18 protein-coding genes are annotated in these 19,425 nt (G+C 60.8%); 5 read left to right on the forward strand and 13 right to left on the reverse strand.

From position 1 onward, the window contains the following. The first annotated feature begins 30 nt into the window (after positions 1-30). Positions 31-171 (forward strand): hypothetical protein, encoded by a 141-nt coding sequence (locus CLM72_RS28930; RefSeq protein ID WP_168220156.1) that lies wholly within the window; start codon positions 31-33, stop codon positions 169-171. A 181-nt stretch (positions 172-352) separates the two neighbouring features. On the opposite strand, the gene CLM72_RS10680 is transcribed toward CLM72_RS28930, so the two are convergent. The 3 genes from CLM72_RS10680 to CLM72_RS10690 are packed head-to-tail and all read right to left on the reverse strand — an operon-like array spanning position 353 to position 2,934. Further along, positions 353-1,534 (reverse strand): acetyl-CoA C-acetyltransferase, encoded by a 1,182-nt coding sequence (locus CLM72_RS10680; protein WP_105226395.1) that lies wholly within the window; start codon positions 1,532-1,534, stop codon positions 353-355. 11 nt (positions 1,535-1,545) lie between these two features. Beyond that, complete coding sequence (locus CLM72_RS10685; RefSeq protein WP_005786928.1) at positions 1,546-2,205, reverse strand: CoA transferase subunit B; 660 nt, start codon at positions 2,203-2,205, stop codon at positions 1,546-1,548. A gap of 30 nt (positions 2,206-2,235) precedes the next feature. Continuing rightward, a complete protein-coding gene (locus tag CLM72_RS10690; protein WP_003190329.1) occupies positions 2,236-2,934 on the reverse strand; it encodes a CoA transferase subunit A in 699 nt (232 codons plus the stop codon). Positions 2,935-3,067: 133 nt separating this feature from the next. Between CLM72_RS10690 and CLM72_RS10695 the strand changes: the two genes are divergently transcribed. After that, complete coding sequence (locus CLM72_RS10695) at positions 3,068-3,970, forward strand: LysR family transcriptional regulator (protein WP_105226396.1); 903 nt, start codon at positions 3,068-3,070, stop codon at positions 3,968-3,970. A gap of 58 nt (positions 3,971-4,028) precedes the next feature. On the opposite strand, the gene CLM72_RS10700 is transcribed toward CLM72_RS10695, so the two are convergent. The 6 genes from CLM72_RS10700 to CLM72_RS10735 all read right to left on the reverse strand — a co-directional run bounded on the left by CLM72_RS10700 (position 4,029) and on the right by CLM72_RS10735 (position 11,932). After that, positions 4,029-4,358 (reverse strand): hypothetical protein, encoded by a 330-nt coding sequence (locus CLM72_RS10700; RefSeq protein WP_003190335.1) that lies wholly within the window; start codon positions 4,356-4,358, stop codon positions 4,029-4,031. A 596-nt stretch (positions 4,359-4,954) separates the two neighbouring features. Next, positions 4,955-5,800, reverse strand: coding sequence for an NAD-dependent protein deacetylase (locus tag CLM72_RS10710; RefSeq protein ID WP_105226398.1), 846 nt, complete (start codon positions 5,798-5,800; stop codon positions 4,955-4,957). A gap of 9 nt (positions 5,801-5,809) precedes the next feature. Beyond that, positions 5,810-6,250 carry a CBS domain-containing protein gene (locus CLM72_RS10715; protein ID WP_034127063.1) on the reverse strand — a complete coding sequence of 147 codons (441 nt, stop codon included), beginning with the start codon at positions 6,248-6,250 and terminating at the stop codon, positions 5,810-5,812. Positions 6,251-6,379: 129 nt separating this feature from the next. Further along, positions 6,380-8,329 carry a DNA topoisomerase III gene (locus CLM72_RS10720; protein ID WP_105229115.1) on the reverse strand — a complete coding sequence of 650 codons (1,950 nt, stop codon included), beginning with the start codon at positions 8,327-8,329 and terminating at the stop codon, positions 6,380-6,382. A gap of 221 nt (positions 8,330-8,550) precedes the next feature. Then, entirely contained in the window at positions 8,551-10,173 is a 1,623-nt protein-coding gene (locus CLM72_RS10730) for an MFS transporter (RefSeq protein ID WP_105226399.1), read from the reverse strand. A gap of 91 nt (positions 10,174-10,264) precedes the next feature. Then, positions 10,265-11,932: a GMC family oxidoreductase gene (locus CLM72_RS10735; RefSeq protein ID WP_105226400.1), complete on the reverse strand. Its 1,668-nt coding sequence runs from the start codon at positions 11,930-11,932 to the stop codon at positions 10,265-10,267. A 128-nt stretch (positions 11,933-12,060) separates the two neighbouring features. On the opposite strand from CLM72_RS10735, the gene CLM72_RS10740 reads away from it, so the two are divergent. Continuing rightward, entirely contained in the window at positions 12,061-12,954 is an 894-nt protein-coding gene (locus CLM72_RS10740; protein WP_034127066.1) for a LysR family transcriptional regulator, read from the forward strand. A 134-nt stretch (positions 12,955-13,088) separates the two neighbouring features. On the opposite strand, the gene CLM72_RS10745 is transcribed toward CLM72_RS10740, so the two are convergent. The 4 genes from CLM72_RS10745 to CLM72_RS10760 all read right to left on the reverse strand — a co-directional run bounded on the left by CLM72_RS10745 (position 13,089) and on the right by CLM72_RS10760 (position 18,131). After that, complete coding sequence (locus tag CLM72_RS10745) at positions 13,089-14,948, reverse strand: DUF3857 domain-containing transglutaminase family protein (RefSeq protein WP_105226401.1); 1,860 nt, start codon at positions 14,946-14,948, stop codon at positions 13,089-13,091. Between the two features lie 147 nt (positions 14,949-15,095). Further along, the gene (locus CLM72_RS10750) at positions 15,096-16,196 is read right to left on the reverse strand and encodes a DNA alkylation repair protein (protein WP_105226402.1); all 1,101 of its coding nucleotides are present in this window, start codon (positions 16,194-16,196) and stop codon (positions 15,096-15,098) included. A gap of 19 nt (positions 16,197-16,215) precedes the next feature. After that, positions 16,216-17,562, reverse strand: a complete 1,347-nt coding sequence (locus tag CLM72_RS10755; RefSeq protein ID WP_105226403.1) for a glutamine synthetase family protein — start codon at positions 17,560-17,562, stop codon at positions 16,216-16,218. Positions 17,563-17,573: 11 nt separating this feature from the next. After that, positions 17,574-18,131 carry a helix-turn-helix domain-containing protein gene (locus CLM72_RS10760; RefSeq protein ID WP_105226404.1) on the reverse strand — a complete coding sequence of 186 codons (558 nt, stop codon included), beginning with the start codon at positions 18,129-18,131 and terminating at the stop codon, positions 17,574-17,576. Positions 18,132-18,400: 269 nt separating this feature from the next. Here CLM72_RS10760 and CLM72_RS10770 point away from each other — a divergent pair, with 269 nt between their 5' ends. Together CLM72_RS10770 and CLM72_RS10775 are read left to right on the forward strand one after the other, a co-directional pair. Beyond that, complete coding sequence (locus tag CLM72_RS10770; RefSeq protein ID WP_233475128.1) at positions 18,401-18,892, forward strand: transposase; 492 nt, start codon at positions 18,401-18,403, stop codon at positions 18,890-18,892. A gap of 218 nt (positions 18,893-19,110) precedes the next feature. After that, a complete protein-coding gene (locus CLM72_RS10775; protein ID WP_056787665.1) occupies positions 19,111-19,419 on the forward strand; it encodes an RcnB family protein in 309 nt (102 codons plus the stop codon). Positions 19,420-19,425 lie beyond the last annotated feature (6 nt).

Below are 19,425 nucleotides of genomic sequence, written 5' to 3' on the forward strand. Positions count from 1 at the left end.
GCAAAGCATTGCCCGGGATTTGCCCGGCTGATGGCGTTTGCCACGCTGAGTTTGCAGGTGCGGGTGCGGGTGCGGGTGCGGGTGCAGGTGCAGGTGCAGGAGCAGGAGCAGGAGCGTGTGGTGCTGCGGGCGAGCGCGGTGTTCGCGGTGCCGCAAGCTGACAGGCAGTGAGATCAAATGTGGGAGCAGGCAAGCCAGCTCCCACATTTTGATCGAGTTCATTCAGGGGGATCGATAAAAGAAAAGGCCTGGCTTTTCGTGGAGCCGGGCCTTTTCTGTGTTGCTCTTATTGGCATGGGGCTGCTACGCAGCCCAACGGGAGCAAGCTCCCTCGCCACAATAGGGATCCGATTCAGTTGCGTTCGAGCGCCAGGGCGACACCTTGGCCGCCACCGATGCACAGCGTTGCCAAACCTTTCTTGGCATCGCGCTTGATCATTTCGTGCAGCAGGGTCACCAGTACGCGGCAGCCTGAAGCACCGATCGGGTGGCCGATGGCGATAGCGCCGCCGTTGACGTTGACCTTCTGCGCGTCCCACTCCAGCTCTTTGCCCACCGCCAGTGATTGCGCGGCGAAGGCTTCGTTGGCTTCGATCAGGTCCAGGTCCGCAAGCTGCCAGCCGGCCTTGTCCAGGCAGCGGCGGGTGGCCGAGACCGGGCCGATGCCCATGATGGCCGGGTCGACGCCCGCGTTGGCGTAGCTGGCGATACGCGCCAGTACGGGCAGGCCGAGTGCCTTGGCTTTGTCGGCGCTCATCAGCAACACGGCCGCAGCGCCGTCGTTCAGGCTGGAGGCGTTGCCGGCGGTGACGCTGCCGTCTTTCTTGAACGCAGGCTTGAGCTTGGCCAGGGATTCGGCGGTGGTGCCGGCGCGGGGTTGTTCGTCCACCGCGAAGGCCACCGGGTCGCCTTTGCGCTGGGGAATCAGGATTGGCGTGATCTCATCGGCAAAGCGTCCGGCTTCGATAGCGGCGGCAGCTTTTTGCTGGGAGGCGGCGGCAAAGGCGTCCTGGGCTTCGCGGCTGATGCCGTACTTGTCCACCAGGTTCTCGGCGGTGATGCCCATGTGGTAATCGTTGAACGCATCCCACAGGCCGTCGGTGATCATGCTGTCGATCATCTTCGCGTGGCCCATGCGCAACCCGGTGCGCGCGGCGGGCAATACGTACGGGGCCAGGCTCATATTCTCCATGCCACCGGCAATGACCACCTCGGCGTCGCCGCAACGAATGGCCTGCGCGCCCAGGTGCAGGGCCTTGAGGCCCGAACCGCAGACCTTGTTCAGGGTCAGGCTCGGCACGGCGTGGGGCAGGCCGGCAAGGATCGAAGCCTGGCGCGCCGGGTTCTGGCCGCTGCCTGCGGTGAGCACCTGGCCGAGGATCACTTCATCCACTTGCACCGGGTCCAGGCCGGTCTGCTCCAGCAGGCGACGGATCACGGCGGCGCCCAGTTCCGGGGCCGGAATGTTCGCCAGCGAACCTTGGAAGCTGCCCACGGCGGTGCGGGTGGCAGCAACAATCACGACGTCTTGCATGGAATCTGTCCTCACTGGAAGTGCATTTCTGGAACGTGGTCCGGGACGATCAGTTTACCGGCGGTCTTGCTCACAATCTCTTCAACGCTGACGCCAGGTGCGCGTTCCTTGAGGACAAAAGCGCCATTTTCGATTTCCAGGTACGCCAGGTCCGTGAGTACACGCTTGATGCAGTTGGCACCGGTCAGCGGCAGGCTGCATTGGCTGAGCAACTTGGACTCACCGTCTTTGGATGCGTGAGTCATGATCACAATGATGTTTTCTGCGCCGGCCACCAGGTCCATGGCACCGCCCATGCCCTTGACCAGCTTGCCGGGGATCATCCAAGAAGCGATGTTGCCCTGTACGTCCACTTCGAATGCGCCCAGTACGGTGAGGTCGACATGCCCACCGCGAATCATCGCGAACGACTCGGCGGAAGAGAAGATCGAGGCGCCGATGCGTGCGGTGACGGTCTGCTTGCCGGCGTTGATCATGTCGGCGTCGATGGTTTCTTCGGTCGGGAACGGGCCCATGCCAAGCAGGCCGTTTTCCGATTGCAGCATCACTTCCATGCCGTCGGGGATGTAGTTGGCCACCAGGGTCGGAATGCCGATACCGAGGTTCACGTAGTAACCGTCCTGCATCTCGCGGGCAACGCGTTGAGCCATTTGTTCGCGGGTAAGCGCCATGATTGTTTCCTCTTATTGTCTGGACGGGGATTATTTGCGGACGGTGCGCTGTTCAATGCGCTTTTCGAAGGTGCCGCAGATGATCCGGTCGACGTAGATGCCAGGGGTGTGGATCTGCGCCGGGTCCAGCTCGCCCGGTTCAACGATTTCCTCGACTTCGACCACGGTGATCTTGCCGGCGGTGGCGGCCAGCGGGTTGAAGTTCTGGGCGGTGTGACGGTAGATAACGTTACCGAAGTGGTCGGCTTTCCAGCCTTTGACGATGGCAAAGTCTCCGGTGATGGACTCTTCCATCAGATACGGGCGACCCTTGAATTCGCGGGTCTCCTTGCCTTCGGCAACGGGGGTGCCGACGCCGGTGGCGGTAAAGAAGGCCGGGATGCCGGCCCCGCCTGCGCGCATTTTTTCTGCCAGGGTGCCTTGAGGGGTAAGCACCACCTCAATCTCGCCGCTGAGCAGTTGTTTCTCGAAGAGGGCGTTTTCACCCACGTAGGAAGCGATCACTTTGCTGATCTGCTTCTGTTCCAGCAGCACGCCCAGGCCGAAGCCATCGACGCCGCAGTTGTTGGAAACCACCGTCAGGTCGCGGGTGCCTTTGCGCTTGATTTCGGCAATGAGGTTTTCCGGAATGCCACACAGGCCAAAACCACCGGAGAGCACGGTCATGCCGTCTTCCAGGCCTGCCAGCGCTTCTTCATAGGACGCCACGCGTTTATCGAAACCTGCCATATGCACCTCTTTTATTGTTTGTGGTCCAGCCAGTGAGTTGAGTGTTGCGCCAGCGGATTGATTTGTTAAGTTGTTTTTTAAGGTTGATTGATTTAGAAAACAGCATAGTCCAATCGTCGTCCGGAGCTGCGTCATGACCGTCAAACAGATGCGTGCCTTTCTCGCCGTCGCGCAAAGCCTGAGTTTTGCCGCGGCCTGCGAGCGTTTGCACCTCTCTCAATCGGCGTTGAGCTTGACCATCAAGGGCTTGGAAGAAGGCTTGGGCGGGCGCCTGTTCAGCCGTAATACCCGTAACGTCGCGCTGACCCCTGAAGGTGAGTCCCTGCTGCCCCTGGCCCGCCGGTTGATTGCCGATTGGGACAACGCCGAAGACGAACTGCGCCAGCGTTTTACCTTGCAGCGCGGCCGCGTCACGGTGGCCGCTATGCCGTCGTTCGCCGGCAACCTGTTGCCGCCGATCCTGAAGATATTCCGCGCCCGTTACCCTCAGGTGAACGTGACGGTGCATGACCTGATCAATGAGCAGGTGCTGGAGATGGTGCGCGACCGTCAGGTGGAGCTGGGGGTGGCGTTCGAGCCGTCCGAAGGTTCGTCATTGGCGTTCACGCCGTTGTACCTGGATCGCTTTGTCGCCGTGGTCCCGGGAGATTCAGCTTTGGCACAGCGTGCTGAAATCGACTGGAAAGCCTTGTTGGAGCAGCCGTTCATCACCCTGCAGCGGCCTTCCACTGTGCGGGTGATGCTGGAAGAACACCTCGGCGCCTTGCAGATGAAATTGCCCGTTGCCTTGGAAAGCCATCAACTGGCGACGGTGGGCAAGATGGTTGCCAGCGGTTTGGGGGTTAGTGCAGTGCCAGCGTTATGCGCCAGGCAGATGGAGGAGGCGGGAGCCCGTTGCATTACCTTGACTGGCCCGGTGATCGAGCGGCCGATTGGGGTGCTGACCAAGCCGGGGCATGAACTGTCGGCGGCGGCGCAGGTGTTGTTTGATATCTTTCGGGATGAGGCGGGGAAGGGCAGGTTTCCAACTTTCTAAACCGGTAAATACAAATGTGGGAGCTGGCAAGCCAACTCCCACATTGATTGAGCACTACTTAGTAGTAACGGTCGATCACTTTAACTTGCGAGCTGTCTTTGAAAGACGCCCAGGCATTGTTAAGTGTGTCGAATACTTGCTCGATAAAGTTGCGATCAGCGGCGGCCTTCTTGCCGACATAACCCTGGCCGCGGCGGTACATCTTCAGGCGCGCCGCCAGCTCACGGTTGTTACGGTCAAACTCGGCTTCTTCGGTATGGGGCGCCAGGCAGTCAATTTGCACTTCGCCCGATTTGCCAATCCACAGGATATGGTCGTCGAGTGTGTCTTTCTGCGCTGCGAACATCTCAGCCAATTCATCGATAGTTGGTTGGTTGTTCAGATTCATGTGTAAGCCCCTTGACCAGTTGGCGATCTATCAGTTGATTCGTTAATACCAGTAAGTTGTCTCCGGTCACTAAAACCGGGCGTCAGCGACGGGCTGCCGAATACGGGCAGGGTCTTGAAGCTGATGCATGTAGTCTTGCTGATGAACTGCTACGCAATGCTCTGATTGCGAAGACAAGCCGCGTTTGAGCGCCTTGTACCTGTCCCTTTCGGGGCCGGTCAGCTTCATCGATCTGCCTTGTGGGCAGTGCACATCCGGAAAAACAGCTCGGCGGTCAGACGAGCCTGTTCGAAACGCTTGTTACCAACGCTCTCGATCCGAGAGACGTCTAGATCATGCAAGGACAAAAAGGTTACGTCAACGGTTATGTAGTGATTATTTTTACTCACTACATAAATTGCCGTGGGGACGGGGGAATGCGCGAAAACGTGACTTGGGCGTCATTTTCTGTGCGGTGGGTCGCGGGATTTTGGTGGCGAATTTACGCAGAACCCTGTGGGAGCTGGCTTGCCTGCGATGGCGGTGCGTGAGTGGGTACATGTTTGCCTGACACACTGCTATCGCAGGCAAGCCAGTTCCCACATGTTGATGTGTCGCTATCTCAATCTCTCGGTCAATAAGGGTAACAGTTGCTCGCAAGACGCCTGGATCTTCACCTGCAACAACTCATCCCCCCGAGTCTTGCCCAGGTTGATGGCAATCACCGGCTTACCCTGTTCAACCATCGCCTTGCACAGGCGAAACGCCGAATAGGCCATCAGCGACGACCCCACCACCAACAGCCCTTCGGCATGCTCTACCGCCGTCATTGCCTTGAGCGCCGTCGCCGGCGCGACGTTCTCGCCAAAGAACACCACATCCGGTTTCAGCCGTTCGCCATTGCAGTGCGGGCAGCGGGGTACCTGGAAGCGCTGTTCAAACGCCGGATCGAGCAAGGTGTCGCCATCCGGCGCTTGCACCGCATGAACCTTTGCCATGTGCGGGTTATCGACCTCCATCTGCCGCTGGATCACGTCGCGCTCGCTACGCAATTGGCAATCCAGGCACAGCACCCGATGCAAGCTGCCATGCAGCTCGATCACATCCTGGCTGCCGGCCTGGTCATGCAGGGTGTCGACGTTCTGCGTGATCAACCCGCTGATATGGCCAAGGTGCTGCAGCGTCGCGAGCGCCAGGTGGGCCTTGTTCGGCTGGGCAATGCGCACCCGTGGCCACCCCAGCATCGCCCGCGCCCAGTAGCGGCGCCGCGCCTCGGGAGTGGCGAGGAATTCCTGGTACATCATCGGTGGCTTGCCCCGGCGTACACCTTCCCCGTCCCGGTAGTCCGGGATACCCGAAGATGTACTGATCCCTGCGCCGGTCAGCACCAGGAAACGCCGGCCGGTCATGGCCCGGTGCAGGGTGTCGAGGTGGTCTTCCTGATGGTCCAGCGTGTCGAGCATGGGTTCCCCCTATTCGCCGCGGATGTACTGTTCCAGCTGCTGGATCAAGGCCGCTTGTTCGGCAATTGCTTCCTTGACCAGGTCACCGATGGACAGCAGGCCCAGCAGTTTGCCGTCTTCGACCACCGGCAGGTGGCGCAGGTGACTGTCGGTCATGATGTTCATGCATTCCTCGACACTCTTGTGAGTATCCACAGTGATCACCGGCGAGCTCATCACCTCATGGACCTTGGTGGTAACTGACGAGAGGCCCTTGAGCATGATTTTACGTGCGTAATCCCGTTCACTGATGATGCCGACCACCACGTCATCCCTGACCACTGGCAAGGCACCGACGTTTTTCTCGGACATCCGCACCAGCGCTTCAAACACGGTGTGGTCCCATTTGATCGTGTGGACGTCCTGGTTTTTCTGGTCCTTGGCTTTCAGCAGTTGTGCAACGGTCTTCATGGCGGCCACTCCGGTGTTGTTGTTGGTAGTCCAGATCCCCTACAGAATCCTAGACCGAACCCGCCGGAGCAAGGGCCAATGCGGCGTTAAACCTGTCGAAAAACGTCATGTGCCAGTTTTTTTCGGTATTTATCCCGGATTTGCCGGTTTTTTTCCGCGCTTGGGGCTGGTGCCAGCTTTACGTGGGGCGGCCTTGCGCTTCTTTTTCCACGGCGTTGCACCTCGGCCAGCCGGGCTGGCGGGGCCAGTGATAGTCATGCGCATGCCGTTACAGCGTGCCACCTGCTTGCTCATCCACGCCGCTTGCTTGGCGACGAATTCCTCCAGGCTCATTTCGCCGCTTTGCACCATGTCCAGCGCCTGTTCCCAGATGGCGGTGGTGCCGGGGTCGGCGATGGCCCGGGGCACCGCGTCGATCAGGCTGAACGCGGCCGGGGTTGCCGACAGGGCCTTGCCGTTTTTCACCAGATAACCGCGATCCAGCAAGCCCTGGATGATCCCGGCGCGGGTGGCCTCGGTGCCGATGCCCGTGGTGTCCTTGAGTTTTTGCTTGAGCAACGGGTCCTCCACCAGCTTGGCGACGTTTTTCATGGCCTTGATCAGGTCGCCTTCGGTAAAGGGCTTGGGCGGTTGGGTCCACAGGTCCTTGAGGTTGACCTTGGCCACGGCGTAGTCGTGGCCCTGCGCCAGCGTCGGCAAAGCTTGGGGCGCAGGCGCTTCGCGACCTTTGGCGGGTGCCAGCGCTTCGGGCAAGGCGCGTTTCCAGCCCGGTTCAATAATGACTTTGCCCACCGCGCGCAACGCCTGGCCGGCACAGTCGAAATCGGCCTGGGTGCGGTCGTATTCATGGTTGGGCAGGAACTGCGCCAGGTAGCGCGCACGAATCAGCGTATAGACCGCACGGTGCTTGCCGGTCAGTTGGCTGACCTCCTTGCCGGCTCCGGTGGGGATGATGCCGTGGTGGGCGCTGACTTTCGCGTCGTTCCAGGCCCGCGAACGGCGCCGAGGGTCGATGTGCGACATCAGCTCGTTGACCGCCGTGTCCGCACGGCCCAGCGCCGCAAGGATCTTCGGCGCTTCACTGTGCTGGCTCAATGGCAGGTAGCCGCAATCGCTGCGCGGGTAGGTGATGGCCTTATGGGTTTCGTACAGGGATTGGGCGATATCCAGGGTTTCCTGGGCACCCAGGCCGAGCTTCTTCGAACAGATCTCCTGCAAGGTGCCGAGGTCGAAGGGCAGGGGCGCCACTTCGCGCATGCGCTCGGTACGCAGCTTCACCAGCCGCGCCGTGGCGGCGTTGAGCATGGCGTCGGCGGTGTCCCGCGCCAGTTGCGGGTTGAGGCACCGGCCCTGGTCGTCACAGGCATCTTCAGGGGCGCGCCATTGGGCGGTGAAGGTGATGTTATCGTGGCGCAGGTCGACATCAATGGCCCAGTAGGCCACCGGCACGAAGTCGGCAATGCTGCGATCACGGTCCACCACCAGGCGCAGGGTCGGGGTTTGCACCCGGCCTACGGGGAGTACGCCCTGGTAACCGGATTGGCGCCCCAGCAGGGTAAACAGGCGGCTCATGTTCATGCCGATCAGCCAGTCGGCGCGCGAGCGCCCCAGGGCCGAGTGATACAGGCTGAAGGTTTCTGCACCGGGTTTGAGCGCCGCCAGGGCCTTGTGAATGGAGGCGTCGTCGAGGGCCGACAGCCACAGCCGCTGGATCGGCCCGCGGTAGCGGCAGTGTTCCACCAGTTCACGGGCGATCATCTCGCCTTCACGGTCGGCGTCGGTGGCGATCACCAGTTCCTGGGCTTCCCCCAGCAAGCGCTTGACGGCCTTGTATTGGCTGGCGGTCTTGGGCTTGACCAGCATCTTCCATTTTTCCGGGACGATCGGCAGGTCTGCCAGCACCCAGCGTTTGTATTTGGCGTCGTAGGCGTCGGGCGGGGCGGTTTCCAGCAGGTGGCCGATGCACCAGGTGACCGTGACTCCATTACCCAGCCAGCACCCATCGCCGCGGCGGCTGGCGCCGAGCACGGCCGCGATGTCCTTGGCCTGGGAGGGTTTTTCACAGAGGTACAGCCGCATGGTCATCACATCAGATCGGGTTGATGCCTTGCAGGATGCTTATTTGAAGGGGTTTGAGCAACCATTATCTGTATGGATGTACAGCAATTTGTGTGGGTGCCATACGCCGCTGTAGGAGCGAGCTTGCTCGCGAAGGTCGTTAACGATGACGCGGGGCGCCTGGTGCCCCGCGTTGCTCTCAGATTCTTCGCGAGCAAGCTCGCTCCTACAGGGCAGAGGTATCAGTTGTTTTCGATATCCACATGCCGGGTTTCCTTGAGGCAGAACAACCCGACGATCAGGCTCACGCCCGTCACCACCACCGGGTACCACAACCCATAGAAGATATCGCCGGTGTACACCACCAAGGCAAACGACACCGTCGGCAGGAACCCGCCAAACCAACCGTTACCGATGTGGTAGGGCAGGGACATCGAGGTGTAGCGGATGCGCGTCGGAAACAGCTCCACCATCAGCGCCGCCAAGGGCCCGTAGCACATGGCTGCGATCAGGATCAGCACGACGATCAGCACCACCACCATGACCTTGTTGACCTGGGCCACATCCGCCGATGACGGGTAACCGGCCAGGGCCACGGCGCCACGCAGGGCCGCTTCATCAAAGCCGTCGATACGCACATCGCCGACGCTCACTTGCACCGGGCTGCCCGCAGGGGCGGCGGCGCTGCTGTAGGGCAGGCCTTGTTTGACCAGGAAGGTCTTGACCTTGTCGCAGGGGCTGTCAAAACGAGCCTTGCCTACTGGGTCGAACTGGAAGGTGCAGGTGGCCGGGTCGGCCAGTACGGTGATCGGCGCCTGTTGGCTGGCCTGGTCCATTGCGGGGTTGGTGTAGTGCGCCAGGCCCTTGAAGATCGGGAAGTACAGCACGGTCGCCAGCAGCAGGCCGAGCATCAGCACCGGCTTGCGCCCGACCTTGTCCGACAGCCAGCCAAACAGGATAAAGAACGGCGCGCCGATCACTACGCTGATGATCAACAGCATATTGGCCAGGGCCGGGTCCATGCGCAGGAACTGGGTGAGGAAGAACAGCACATAAAACTGCGCCGCGTAGAAGGTCACCGCCTGCCCGCCGTTGATACTGAACAGCGCGATCAGCACCACCTTGAGGTTTTCCCATTTGCCGAAGGACTCGCGAATCGGCGCCTTGCAGGCCTTGCCTTCCTCTTTCATCTTCAAGAAGGCGGGCGACTCGTGCAGGCTCATGCGGATCCAGGTCGAGATGCCCAGCAGCACGATGGAAAACAGGAACGGAATGCGCCAGCCCCACACTTCGAACTGATCGCCGGTGAAGTAACGGCAGGCCAGCACTACCAGCAGCGACAGCAGCAGGCCCAGGGTGGCGGTGGATTGAATCCAGCTGGTGTGCAGGCCGCGCTTGCCCGGTGGCGCATGCTCGGCCACGTAGGTGGCGGCGCCACCGTACTCACCGCCCAGCGCCAGGCCCTGCAGCATGCGCAGCACAATGAGGATGATCGGCGCAGCAATGCCGATGCTGGCGTAGGTCGGCAGCAACCCGACGCAGAAGGTTGCCACGCCCATCAGGATGATGGTCACGAGGAAGGTGTATTTGCGCCCGATCATATCGCCCAGGCGGCCGAACACCAGCGCACCGAATGGCCGCACTACAAAGCCTGCGGCAAAGGCCATCAAGGCAAAGATAAACGCCGTGGTGTCGTTGACCCCGGCAAAGAACTGCTTGCTGATCACCGCCGCCAGGGCGCCGTAGAGGAAAAAGTCATACCACTCGAACACCGTCCCCAAAGAGGAGGCAAAGATGACCTTTCTTGATTCGTTGGCGGTACTTGCACTGGCCGCCGAGCCCAGGGGTTGAGCATGTTCTGACATCGGGTGTCCCTCACAGTGATTATTTATTGTTGTTCCACTGTCGGCGCTGACCTCGGCGCCGGTGTTTTTCAACTTCATATAGCGTTAATGGTTACGCGGGGTGCCCTGTGGTGCGCGGTGCTGGTGGGTTTTTCGCGAGCAAGCTCGCTCCTGCAGTGTTGGGTGACAGGATCAGCTGCGCGGCCTTCTCCGCGATCATCAGCGTGGGTGAGCAGGTATTGCCGGAGGTAATGCGCGGCATGATCGACGCATCGGCAATGCGCAGGCCGGGAATGCCGTGTACGCGCAGCTGGCTGTCGACCACGGCGTCTTTGTCATCGCCCATGCGGCAGGTGCCCACCGGATGGAAAATCGTGGTGCCGATCCGTGCGGCGGCCTCGTGCAGTTGTTCTTCAGTTTGCAGGGCTTCGCCGGGCAGGTATTCCACCGGTTTGAACTGGCTCAGGGCCGGAGCGGCGACGATGCGCCGGGTCAGGCGAATAGCGTCGGCGGCCACGCGCAAGTCTTCGGGGTGGCTGAGGTAATTAGGCTGTATCAGCGGCGCATCCGCCGGGTTGGTCGAACGGATATCCACCCGGCCGCGACTTTGCGGGCGCAGGTCGCAGACCGACGCGGTAAATGCCGGGAAGCCGTGCAACGGTTCGCCAAAGCGTTCCAGGGACAGTGGCTGCACATGGTATTGCAGGTTGGCCGAGGTCTGCTCCGGGCCGGAGCGGGCAAACGCGCCAAGCTGGCTGGGCGCCATCGACAGCGGGCCGCTGCGGTCGTACAGGTAGCGCAGGCCCATGCCCATCTTGCCCCACAATGTGCCGGCGATCTGGTTCAGGGTGCGGGCATTTTCCAGTTTGTAGATCAGGCGCAGTTGCAGGTGATCTTGCAGGTTGCCGCCAACGCCTGGCAGCTCGTGCACCACGTTGATACCCAGCGGCTTGAGCACATGGGAAGGGCCGATTCCTGAGCGTTGCAGAATGCCCGGCGAACCCACCGAGCCGGCGCACAGTACGATCTCTTTGCGCGCCTTCCAGCTCAGTGCCTGGCCGTGTTGGCGTCCCAGTACCTGCGAGGCACGACCGTTTTCCAGTAGCACACGCTCAACCTCTACCTCAGTCAGCACGGTGAGGTTGGGGCGCTGGCGGATCGGCTTGAGGAACGCCTTGGCCGCATTCCAGCGCACACCGGCTTTCTGGTTGACCTGGAAGTAACCGCAGCCCTCGTTGTCGCCCTGGTTGAAGTCATTGATATTGGCGATGCCGCTTTGGGCAGCCGCCTCACGAAACGCATCGAGGATCGGCCACGACAGGCGCTGTTGCTCGACGCGCCACTCGCCGCCCTCGCTGTGGAATTCAGAGCCGCCGGCAAAATGGTTTTCGCTCTGTTTGAACAGCGGCAGAACGTCTTTCCAAGCCCAGCCCGCGTTGCCCGCCGCCGCCCAGCCATCGTAGTCCTGGGCCTGGCCGCGCATGTAGATCATGCCGTTGATGGACGAGCAGCCGCCCAGCACTTTGCCCCGTGGGTAACTCAAGGCGCGCCCCTGCAGGCCGGCTTGGGATTCGGTCTTGAAGCACCAGTCGGTGCGTGGGTTGCCGATGCAGAACAGGTAGCCGACGGGGATATGGATCCAGGGGTAGTTGTCGCGGCCACCGGCTTCCAGCAGCAGGACACGGTGAGCCGGGTTGGCGGACAGACGATTGGCCAGCAGGCATCCGGCAGGGCCGGCGCCGACGACGATGTAATCGTATTCAGCAGTTGCATTGGGCATCTGGGGTCTCGCTTGTTTTTCTTATTGGGCCCATCCTAGTTGTTAGTTTTCGTCTTAAAAATGTTAGTTTTTACCCACCCGCTGTGCGTTTTTAAACAACGCCGGCTGGCCCAGGCTCTGGAGGCGATATGTTCGACTGGAATGACCTGCGGTTTTTTCTCGAGTTGCAGCGCAGTGGCCGCCTGCTCACCGCCGCCCAACGCCTGAAAACCACGCATGCCACCGTGGCGCGGCACATCGACGCCATCGAGAAAAGCCTCGGCACGGCGCTGTTCGTACAGCACGCCCAGGGCTATGAACTGACGCCTGCCGGCGAAGCATTGCTCAAACATGCCGAGGCTATGGAAAATGTGGCACTGCTGGCCGAAGACGAGCTCACCCACTCTGCGGCGCCCCTGGGCAAGATTCGCCTTGGCGTAGCCGAAGGGCTGGGGGTTATGTTTCTGGCCGCACGCATGGGCGGGTTGTTTGAACGCTATCCAGGATTGGAGGTGGAACTGGTCGCGGTGCCGCGTTTCGTCAGCATCCTCAATCGCGAAGCGGAGATCAGCATTCACTTGGAACGCCCCAGCGCCGATCAACTGGTGACGCGCAAACTCACCGATTATCGTCTGGCGCTGTACGCCAGCCGTGCCTACCTGGCGCGTAACCCGCCCATCGAAAAACGTGAAGACCTCTCTGCCCATGCCTGGATCGATTATGTCGATGACCTGCTGTTCAGCCAGGAATTGAAGTTCCTCAACAGCTTCTGCCGTAGCCCCCGGGTGGTGTTCCACAGCACCAGCGTGATCGCCCAGCACCAGGCGGCGCGTTCGGGGTTGGGCATTGCGGTGTTGCCATGTTTCATGGCGGCTGGGGATGGAGAGTTGGTGCCGTTGCTGCCGGCGGAGGGTATCCAGCGCAGCTATTGGATCAGTTCGCGCCGGGAGCTGCACAAGTCGGTGCGGCTGCGGGTGTTGTGGGATTATGTGGTGGAGCTGTGCGCACGGGAGCAGGGCTTGTTGCTCGGCGAATCCCGCTGACACACACACGGATTAAAATGTGGGGGCTGGCTTGCCTGTGATGGCGGTGTGTCAGTCACCGATGGGCAAGCTGACCGGCCGTCATCGCAGGCAAGCCAGCTCCCACATTTGGATCGTGGTGTGTCAGGGACAGTCTAGAGCTTTACTACCTGATGCACCTGCTCGGCACAGGCCCGGGCCTCTTCAATCATCTTTCCGAACGCATCGCTGGTGACTTCGGCATGGGTCAGCCAGCGCTTTTTCTGGCTCAGACGATAGTGATAGCGCAGCGAGCCGTCCTCCAGTTTTCCGTCCAGGTCGAGGTCGTACCAGGGCGAGCGCACCTTGCAGCCGGGGATGGCTTTTTCCATCTTCCCGCCTGCCAGGGTGTAGGTGTAGTCATAGGTTTCAGGATTGCCCAGGTAAAGGTCAGCCTTTTGCCCCTGGCGGCGATAGTTGATGTAGCCCTCCCAGCGGTCTTTCAAGGACGGGTCGGTGTAGACATAGTCATTGGCCAGTTTTTCCAGGGCGCGCTGATCGTTCATGCGAGCGGTGACGCTGTAGCCGTCATGTACCACAAAGCGGGTGGGTTCGCGGGTGATCTGGCAGTCGCTGATATCGTTGCCGAAGTTGGCGCAGATGTTCTGGTCGGTGGCGGTGGTGCCTTGCTGGCGGTCTGCGACGCTCAGTTGCATCAGCGGCAGGCGGCTGAAGGTAATAGTCGCCTTGACCGCGCCATCTCCCTCTTTGCCGTACTGCATCTGTTTGTCCAGGCGTATCGAGACTTCGGGGCGCTCCAGTGGGATGTGTTCTTCACGCACCTGGCCCTGCGCATCGTTGACCAATACCCAGCGGTCTTGAATATCGGGCATGGTCTGGCCAGGGGCGAAGACCGGGTTGGTCGGGTCAAGCCACCACACCTGCCCATTCACTTCGGCACGCACGATGGCGTGGTTCGGCGCCTGGGTGCCAGGAATCAGCAGAGCATCGACCACGTCGCCACGGCTGACCCATGCGGTCTCAGCCTTGATGCCGCTGGCCTTGAGCATGGCCGTCAGCAGCGTCGCCAGGTCCTTGCAGTCGCCATAGCCGTGCTGCTCGATTTCCGCGAGGCTGAACGGCACATAGCCGCGCTCGGTCGCCCGCCAGTCACCCAGGTAGCGGTAATGATCATTGATGTGCTGCATCATTGCCGCGACTTGCTCAGCGGGCGCCAGGCTGCGTGCGGCGGCCACGGCGGCGGCGGCTTGCGCCGGCAGGGTGGCGCCAAGGATCTGGTTGTAACGCTGGGCGAAATCACCGAAGTACGCCTGGCGGTCCACGGCGCTGCCCACTTCCAGGCGTGGGACACGCAGCAGTGCGGCGGCGGAGGATTCATTGATGTAGTTGAGGTAGGTCGGGGCTTTTTGCACCACGTCCAGGGTCTTGCCGTTGCTCGAAGGCGTTACCTTGAAACCGTCGAACAATTCGCTGCGCCACTGCATCGGCCGTTCGGCGGTAAAGCGCGCCTTGAAGCGATCGCGGCGGGCTGAGCTGGGCCCGAATTTGAGCACATAGTGGAACTGAGTCATCAGCGGTTTGGCCGGGTAATGCTGGCGTACCGTGTAGCGGATCTGCGTGCCCACGCGCAGGTTGGGGAAGGCCAGGGAGGTTTGTTTGTCGCGGCTGAAGCCTTGGTCCGGGTTGGGTGCGCTGCGGGTATCGATTTGCGTGGCGGCCAGGGCGACGGGCTTGGCGCCAGGCTGGGTGGACTGAGCGCTGACCACTTCAAAGGTGTCGGCTTCGGAGTAGTCGAAGTCGATGCGCGAAAGCATTTCGCGGCCGTTGGCCTTGAGGATCGTGTAGCGGTAAGTGGTGGTGCAGTCGGTGCTGGCGTCGCGGTTGAAGTGGCAGTGCAGCTCGGTGTCACTGGCCAGCGGGGCTTCGGCTATGGGTTGCAGGGCTGCGCTGACGGAATGGGAAACCAGCCCCAGGCTGATGGCAATCAAAGGGCGGTGAAACGAAAAACGGTACATGGGCGCCTCGGGTGACACATTGAAACAGCTACCCGGCGGGTAGCGAGAAGGCGCCGGATGATAATGGATCTCAACGGCAAAGGCCAGGATTGTTCGACAATTTATCGGGCTGAAAGGCCCGCGCTAGAGCCTTTTGTTTGATTTGTGTCAAGGTTTCAGTAGTTCGAACTCTGCACTGGCCAGGCGTTCACCGTTGATCAAAACATGTATCCGATGCGTGCCGGGGTAGTGCTTGCGCGTGGTCAATTCGCGGATGTGCTGCTCGCGGTTGATGGTCTGCCGTTCGCCGGCGCCCAAGGTAAAAGCCTTGAGCTTGAACACTTTGGATGCGCTGTGGCCAGCGCTTTTTACGTAGTCGATGGCGTAGTCCACCACCAGTTTTTGCGCGTGGATGGCGGTGGATTCCAGCTGGAATGACAGATTGATCCGCTCGCCCAATCGGATCACGGCGGGGGTGACGCTCAGTCCACGGATCGTCACCTCAGCCTTGGCTCCGGCCCCCATGATCGTCAGCGCGCGGGTGTTCCCTTGCTTGATCAAGCTGCGCAACGCATGGCGAGCGATCCAGGCGGTGTGGGCGTTGGCCAGGTTCCAGCCTTCGAGCACGTTGAGCACCCAGTCGGGGTGGTCCTTGGTGATGTCATTGAGGTGGTTGGCCACCGACTTGCGCACATAGAGGCTGCTGTCGGCCCTGAGGTTATCCAGGATCGACGCACATAACTCGGGGTTGGCCTGCACGTTGGCGAGGCGAAACGACCAAGGCAGGCGAGGGCGTGAGCCTTCACTGGCCAGGCGGCGTACGTGTTCGTTGCCATCCAGCGACCATTGCTGCATCACTGCCAAGGTGCGCTCGAAATCGTGCAGTAAGAAGTGGCGAATGGCGAACTCGGCCGAACCAAAGGTGGTGAAAAACTTCAGCGCGGCCATTGAACGTTTGAAATCACCCAGGCCATAACTCGCCACGTAATGCGCCAGGAACAGGCTGACAAAGCCGCTGTTGATGCGCGGTGCCAGAGCGTAAAGCAGCTTGAGGGTTTGCGCATAATCCAGCGGGATCACCGCGTGCAGGCTCTCGCTGACCCGGGCCATGCGTTGCATCACCGATAAATCGGCCAGCCCGACGCAAGCGTGCTGGAGAAAACCCTTGGCGTCGAACGCCGGGTACACCACAGTCATTTCGGTGGCGATGTGTTGCAGGCGTTCGATGTTGAAGATTTCCTTGAGGGCCGGGGCGGCTTGGTCGCTCATCTGCATTTCCATGATTGGGTCAGAGAAACCAGCGATATTCTCGCGCATGGATTTCTTGTTGAAAGGCCAGGTGATCCTGGCGTTTGTTCTCGCAATACACGTCGACAAATTCCGCGCCCAGCTTGTCGCGCAGTATTGGTTGTTGCTGCATGGCACGCACGGCGCCGAGCATTTCCACCGGGAAATCGGTGCCGCTGTTGCGGTCTTCGTTCAATGGCGCGATGGGTTCGCGCTTGGCCTCAAGCCCGTGCTCCAGGCCCACCAGGATTGCCGCCAGCACCAGGTAAGGGTTGGCATCGGCGCTGGCCAGGCGGTGCTCGATCCGCAGGTTGCGCGGGTCGGACTCGGGGATGCGCACACAGGCATCGCGGTCTTCAAAGCCCCAACTCGCCCGCGTCGCAGCGTTGACCGTGCCGCCCAGGCGGCGGAAGGCGTTGTGGTTGGGCGAGAAGATCGGCATGCAGTGGGGCAGCAATTCCAGGCAACCGGCTACGGCGTGGCGCAGTGGCTGCTGCTGATGGGCCGCTAGCAAGTTATTGCCCGCTGCGTCGTAAAGGCTGACATGCACGTGCATGCCGCTGCCGGGAAATTGCAGATAGGGTTTGGCCATGAAGCTGGCGCGGTAACCATGCTTGAGCGCGACGCCACGGGTGCTGCGGCAGAACAGGGCGGCCCAGTCGGCGGCGCGCAGGCCGTCATCGCAATGGCCGAAGTTGATCTCGAACTGGCCGGGGCCGATCTCGGCGGTGATCACCGTGATGTCGATGCCTTGGTCCTTGGCGGTTTGCGCCATGTCGTCGAGCACGTCGCTGAAACGCGACAGCCGTTCGATATGCAGGTTGGGCTGGTCGTCGGCATCCCCACAGAGCGGGTCGCGGGCAAATTGTGGCAGGCCGTTTTCCAGCTGTTTATCGAACAGGTAGAACTCCAGCTCAAACGCCACCACGGGATGAATGCCCTGATGCTGCAAGCGTTCCAGGACCTTGGCCAGGACTTCGCGGGGTTCGAATTCGATGGGCGCTTCGGTGCCGTCCGAGGTGATGAGCATTTGTCCCAATGGCTGCGACTCCCAGTTCACCGGTTTGAGCGTGCCGGGCACCAATCGGCGATTGGCGTCCGGGTCGCCGTCGTTGAAGCAGTAGTCGCCAATCTTGAACAACCCCCCCTGGACCCCCAGCAATACCGCATTCTGCGGCAGCTTCAGCGGGCTGCCAGCGGCGACTTTTTCAAGCATCTCCATGGGGTAGCGCTTGCCGTAGAAATGCCCGGGAATATCCAGGGCGATCAGGTCGACATAGCGCACGTCGGGGTGGTTCTGGCGAAAGCTCCGTACTTCGGCCAGCAACGTGGAGGAATGGCTTTTCACGGGTGCAGCTCCTAGTTGTAAACCCACAAGACGCGGGCGGGCAGGTCGGTCAGGTTGGCATAGCGGCAGTGGGCGAAACTGGCGAGGTGGAAACTGTCGCCTTCGTAGAGAGTGACCGCATCGGGCTCACCCTCAACCCACAGCGTCAGCTCGCCCTCCAGCACAAAACCGGCCTGCTCGGCGCGGTCGCTCATGCTTTGCTCACCGCTGTTGGCACCGGGGGCCAACAGACTATCGAGCATCGAGAACGCGCCGTGCATGCTCGGCGACACCAGGATGTCGGTGATGCCATTGGCGTAATACACAGTGCGCCGCTCGTTGGGGCGTGTGACCCAATCCACCGCCTTGGGCTTGGGCAAGCTGTAGAAATAGGTGGTGGGCACATCGAGGGCGTGACTGATGGCGGTTAAATCGGCCACGGTCGGGCGCGACAGGCCACGTTCGACCTGGGACAGAAACCCCACCGACCGTTCGATTTTTTGCGCAAGTTGGGCCAGGGTGAGCTTCTTGTGCTTGCGCAGGTCGTGGATCAGCGCCGCGAGGGTGGCGAGTTCTTCTTGAGGGGTCATGAAATTTAATTCGAATAATTTCATGAAAAATTACACGATTATTTTCACGCTCGCAAACCCTATGCACAAACCCTTGTGGCGAGGGAGCTTGCTCCCGCTGGGCAGCGAAGCGGCCCCAACCCATTCACCGCATGCGTTCAGTGGATGCGCGGTGTGGCTTTTTGGGGCTGCTGCGCAGCCCAGCGGGAGCAAGCTCCCTCGCCACAAAGGATTGGGAAATATGGGGAAACTGTATTGGGCAGGGACATCTCAGGTGCCTGCTAGGTTGAATGGACCATTCAACCATTCAGGGGAGCAAAGGATTGCTTCACAAGCCCAACTCTCATTTGTTGCGACGTGGCCGTTATTCAGAACCTGGTCGAGCTTATTTGGTGACTGCCGTGGTTTATCAACGTCGCCCGGTATTTGCCGATCTTTACCTGGGGCGGCTATTGGTTGCCGAGCTCAAACGAGCCCATGACCTTGAGCTGGTCAACTCTTTGGCTTGGGTCATTATGCCGGATCATCTTCACTGGTTATTTGAATTGCGAGGCGCGAAGCTGCCTGAAGTGATGAAACGAGTGAAGTCGCGAAGCACACTGACCATCAACCGAGCCCGTCGCACACAGGGTGCTTTCTGGCAGAACGGTTATCACGATCGTGCGGTGCGAGTGGAGGACGACCTTATCAAGGCTGCTCGCTATATCATCGCCAACCCACTTCGAGCCGGACTGGTCGAGCATGTTGGCGCCTACTCGCTCTGGGACGCCGCCTGGCTATAACGGTGTACCCCCCCTGTGGCGAGGGAGCTTGCTCCCGCTGGGCCGCGAAGCGGCCCCAAAAAGCCCGACCGCGTACCCACTGAAAACATGCGGTGAATGGGTTGGGGCCACTGCGCAGCCCAGCGGGAGCAATCTCTGGCCGCAGGGAAATACGGCTGAATGATTACGCGCCGCCGCGGTCGGAACCTGGGTACGCACCATTAATTGAAGGAGCACCCATGAAGTCGAAAACCTTAGCCGCTTGCCTGCTGGTCGCTGCCAGCTTTTCCACCGTCAGTGCTGTAGTGCAGGCCGGCGATACCCCTCAGGAAACCGTGCAACCTTCAAACATCAACGCTCGTGATTTGAAAGAAGGCGACCGCGCTCCGGATATCCTGATGCGCAAGGAGTCGGCCATCAGCGATTGGAAAAAACGCGGCCTCAAGCAGCCCGAAGAGGAAAGCCAGTGGGCGCGCGTAGGCGACAAGTACGTCCTGCTCAAGACCACCAACGGCACCATCCTCGAGATTACGCCAGTCAAGAAATAATCCCGC

It is taken from the genome of Pseudomonas sp. MYb193 (genome assembly GCF_002966775.1).
In the GTDB taxonomy this organism is placed as follows: domain Bacteria; phylum Pseudomonadota; class Gammaproteobacteria; order Pseudomonadales; family Pseudomonadaceae; genus Aquipseudomonas; species Aquipseudomonas paracarnis.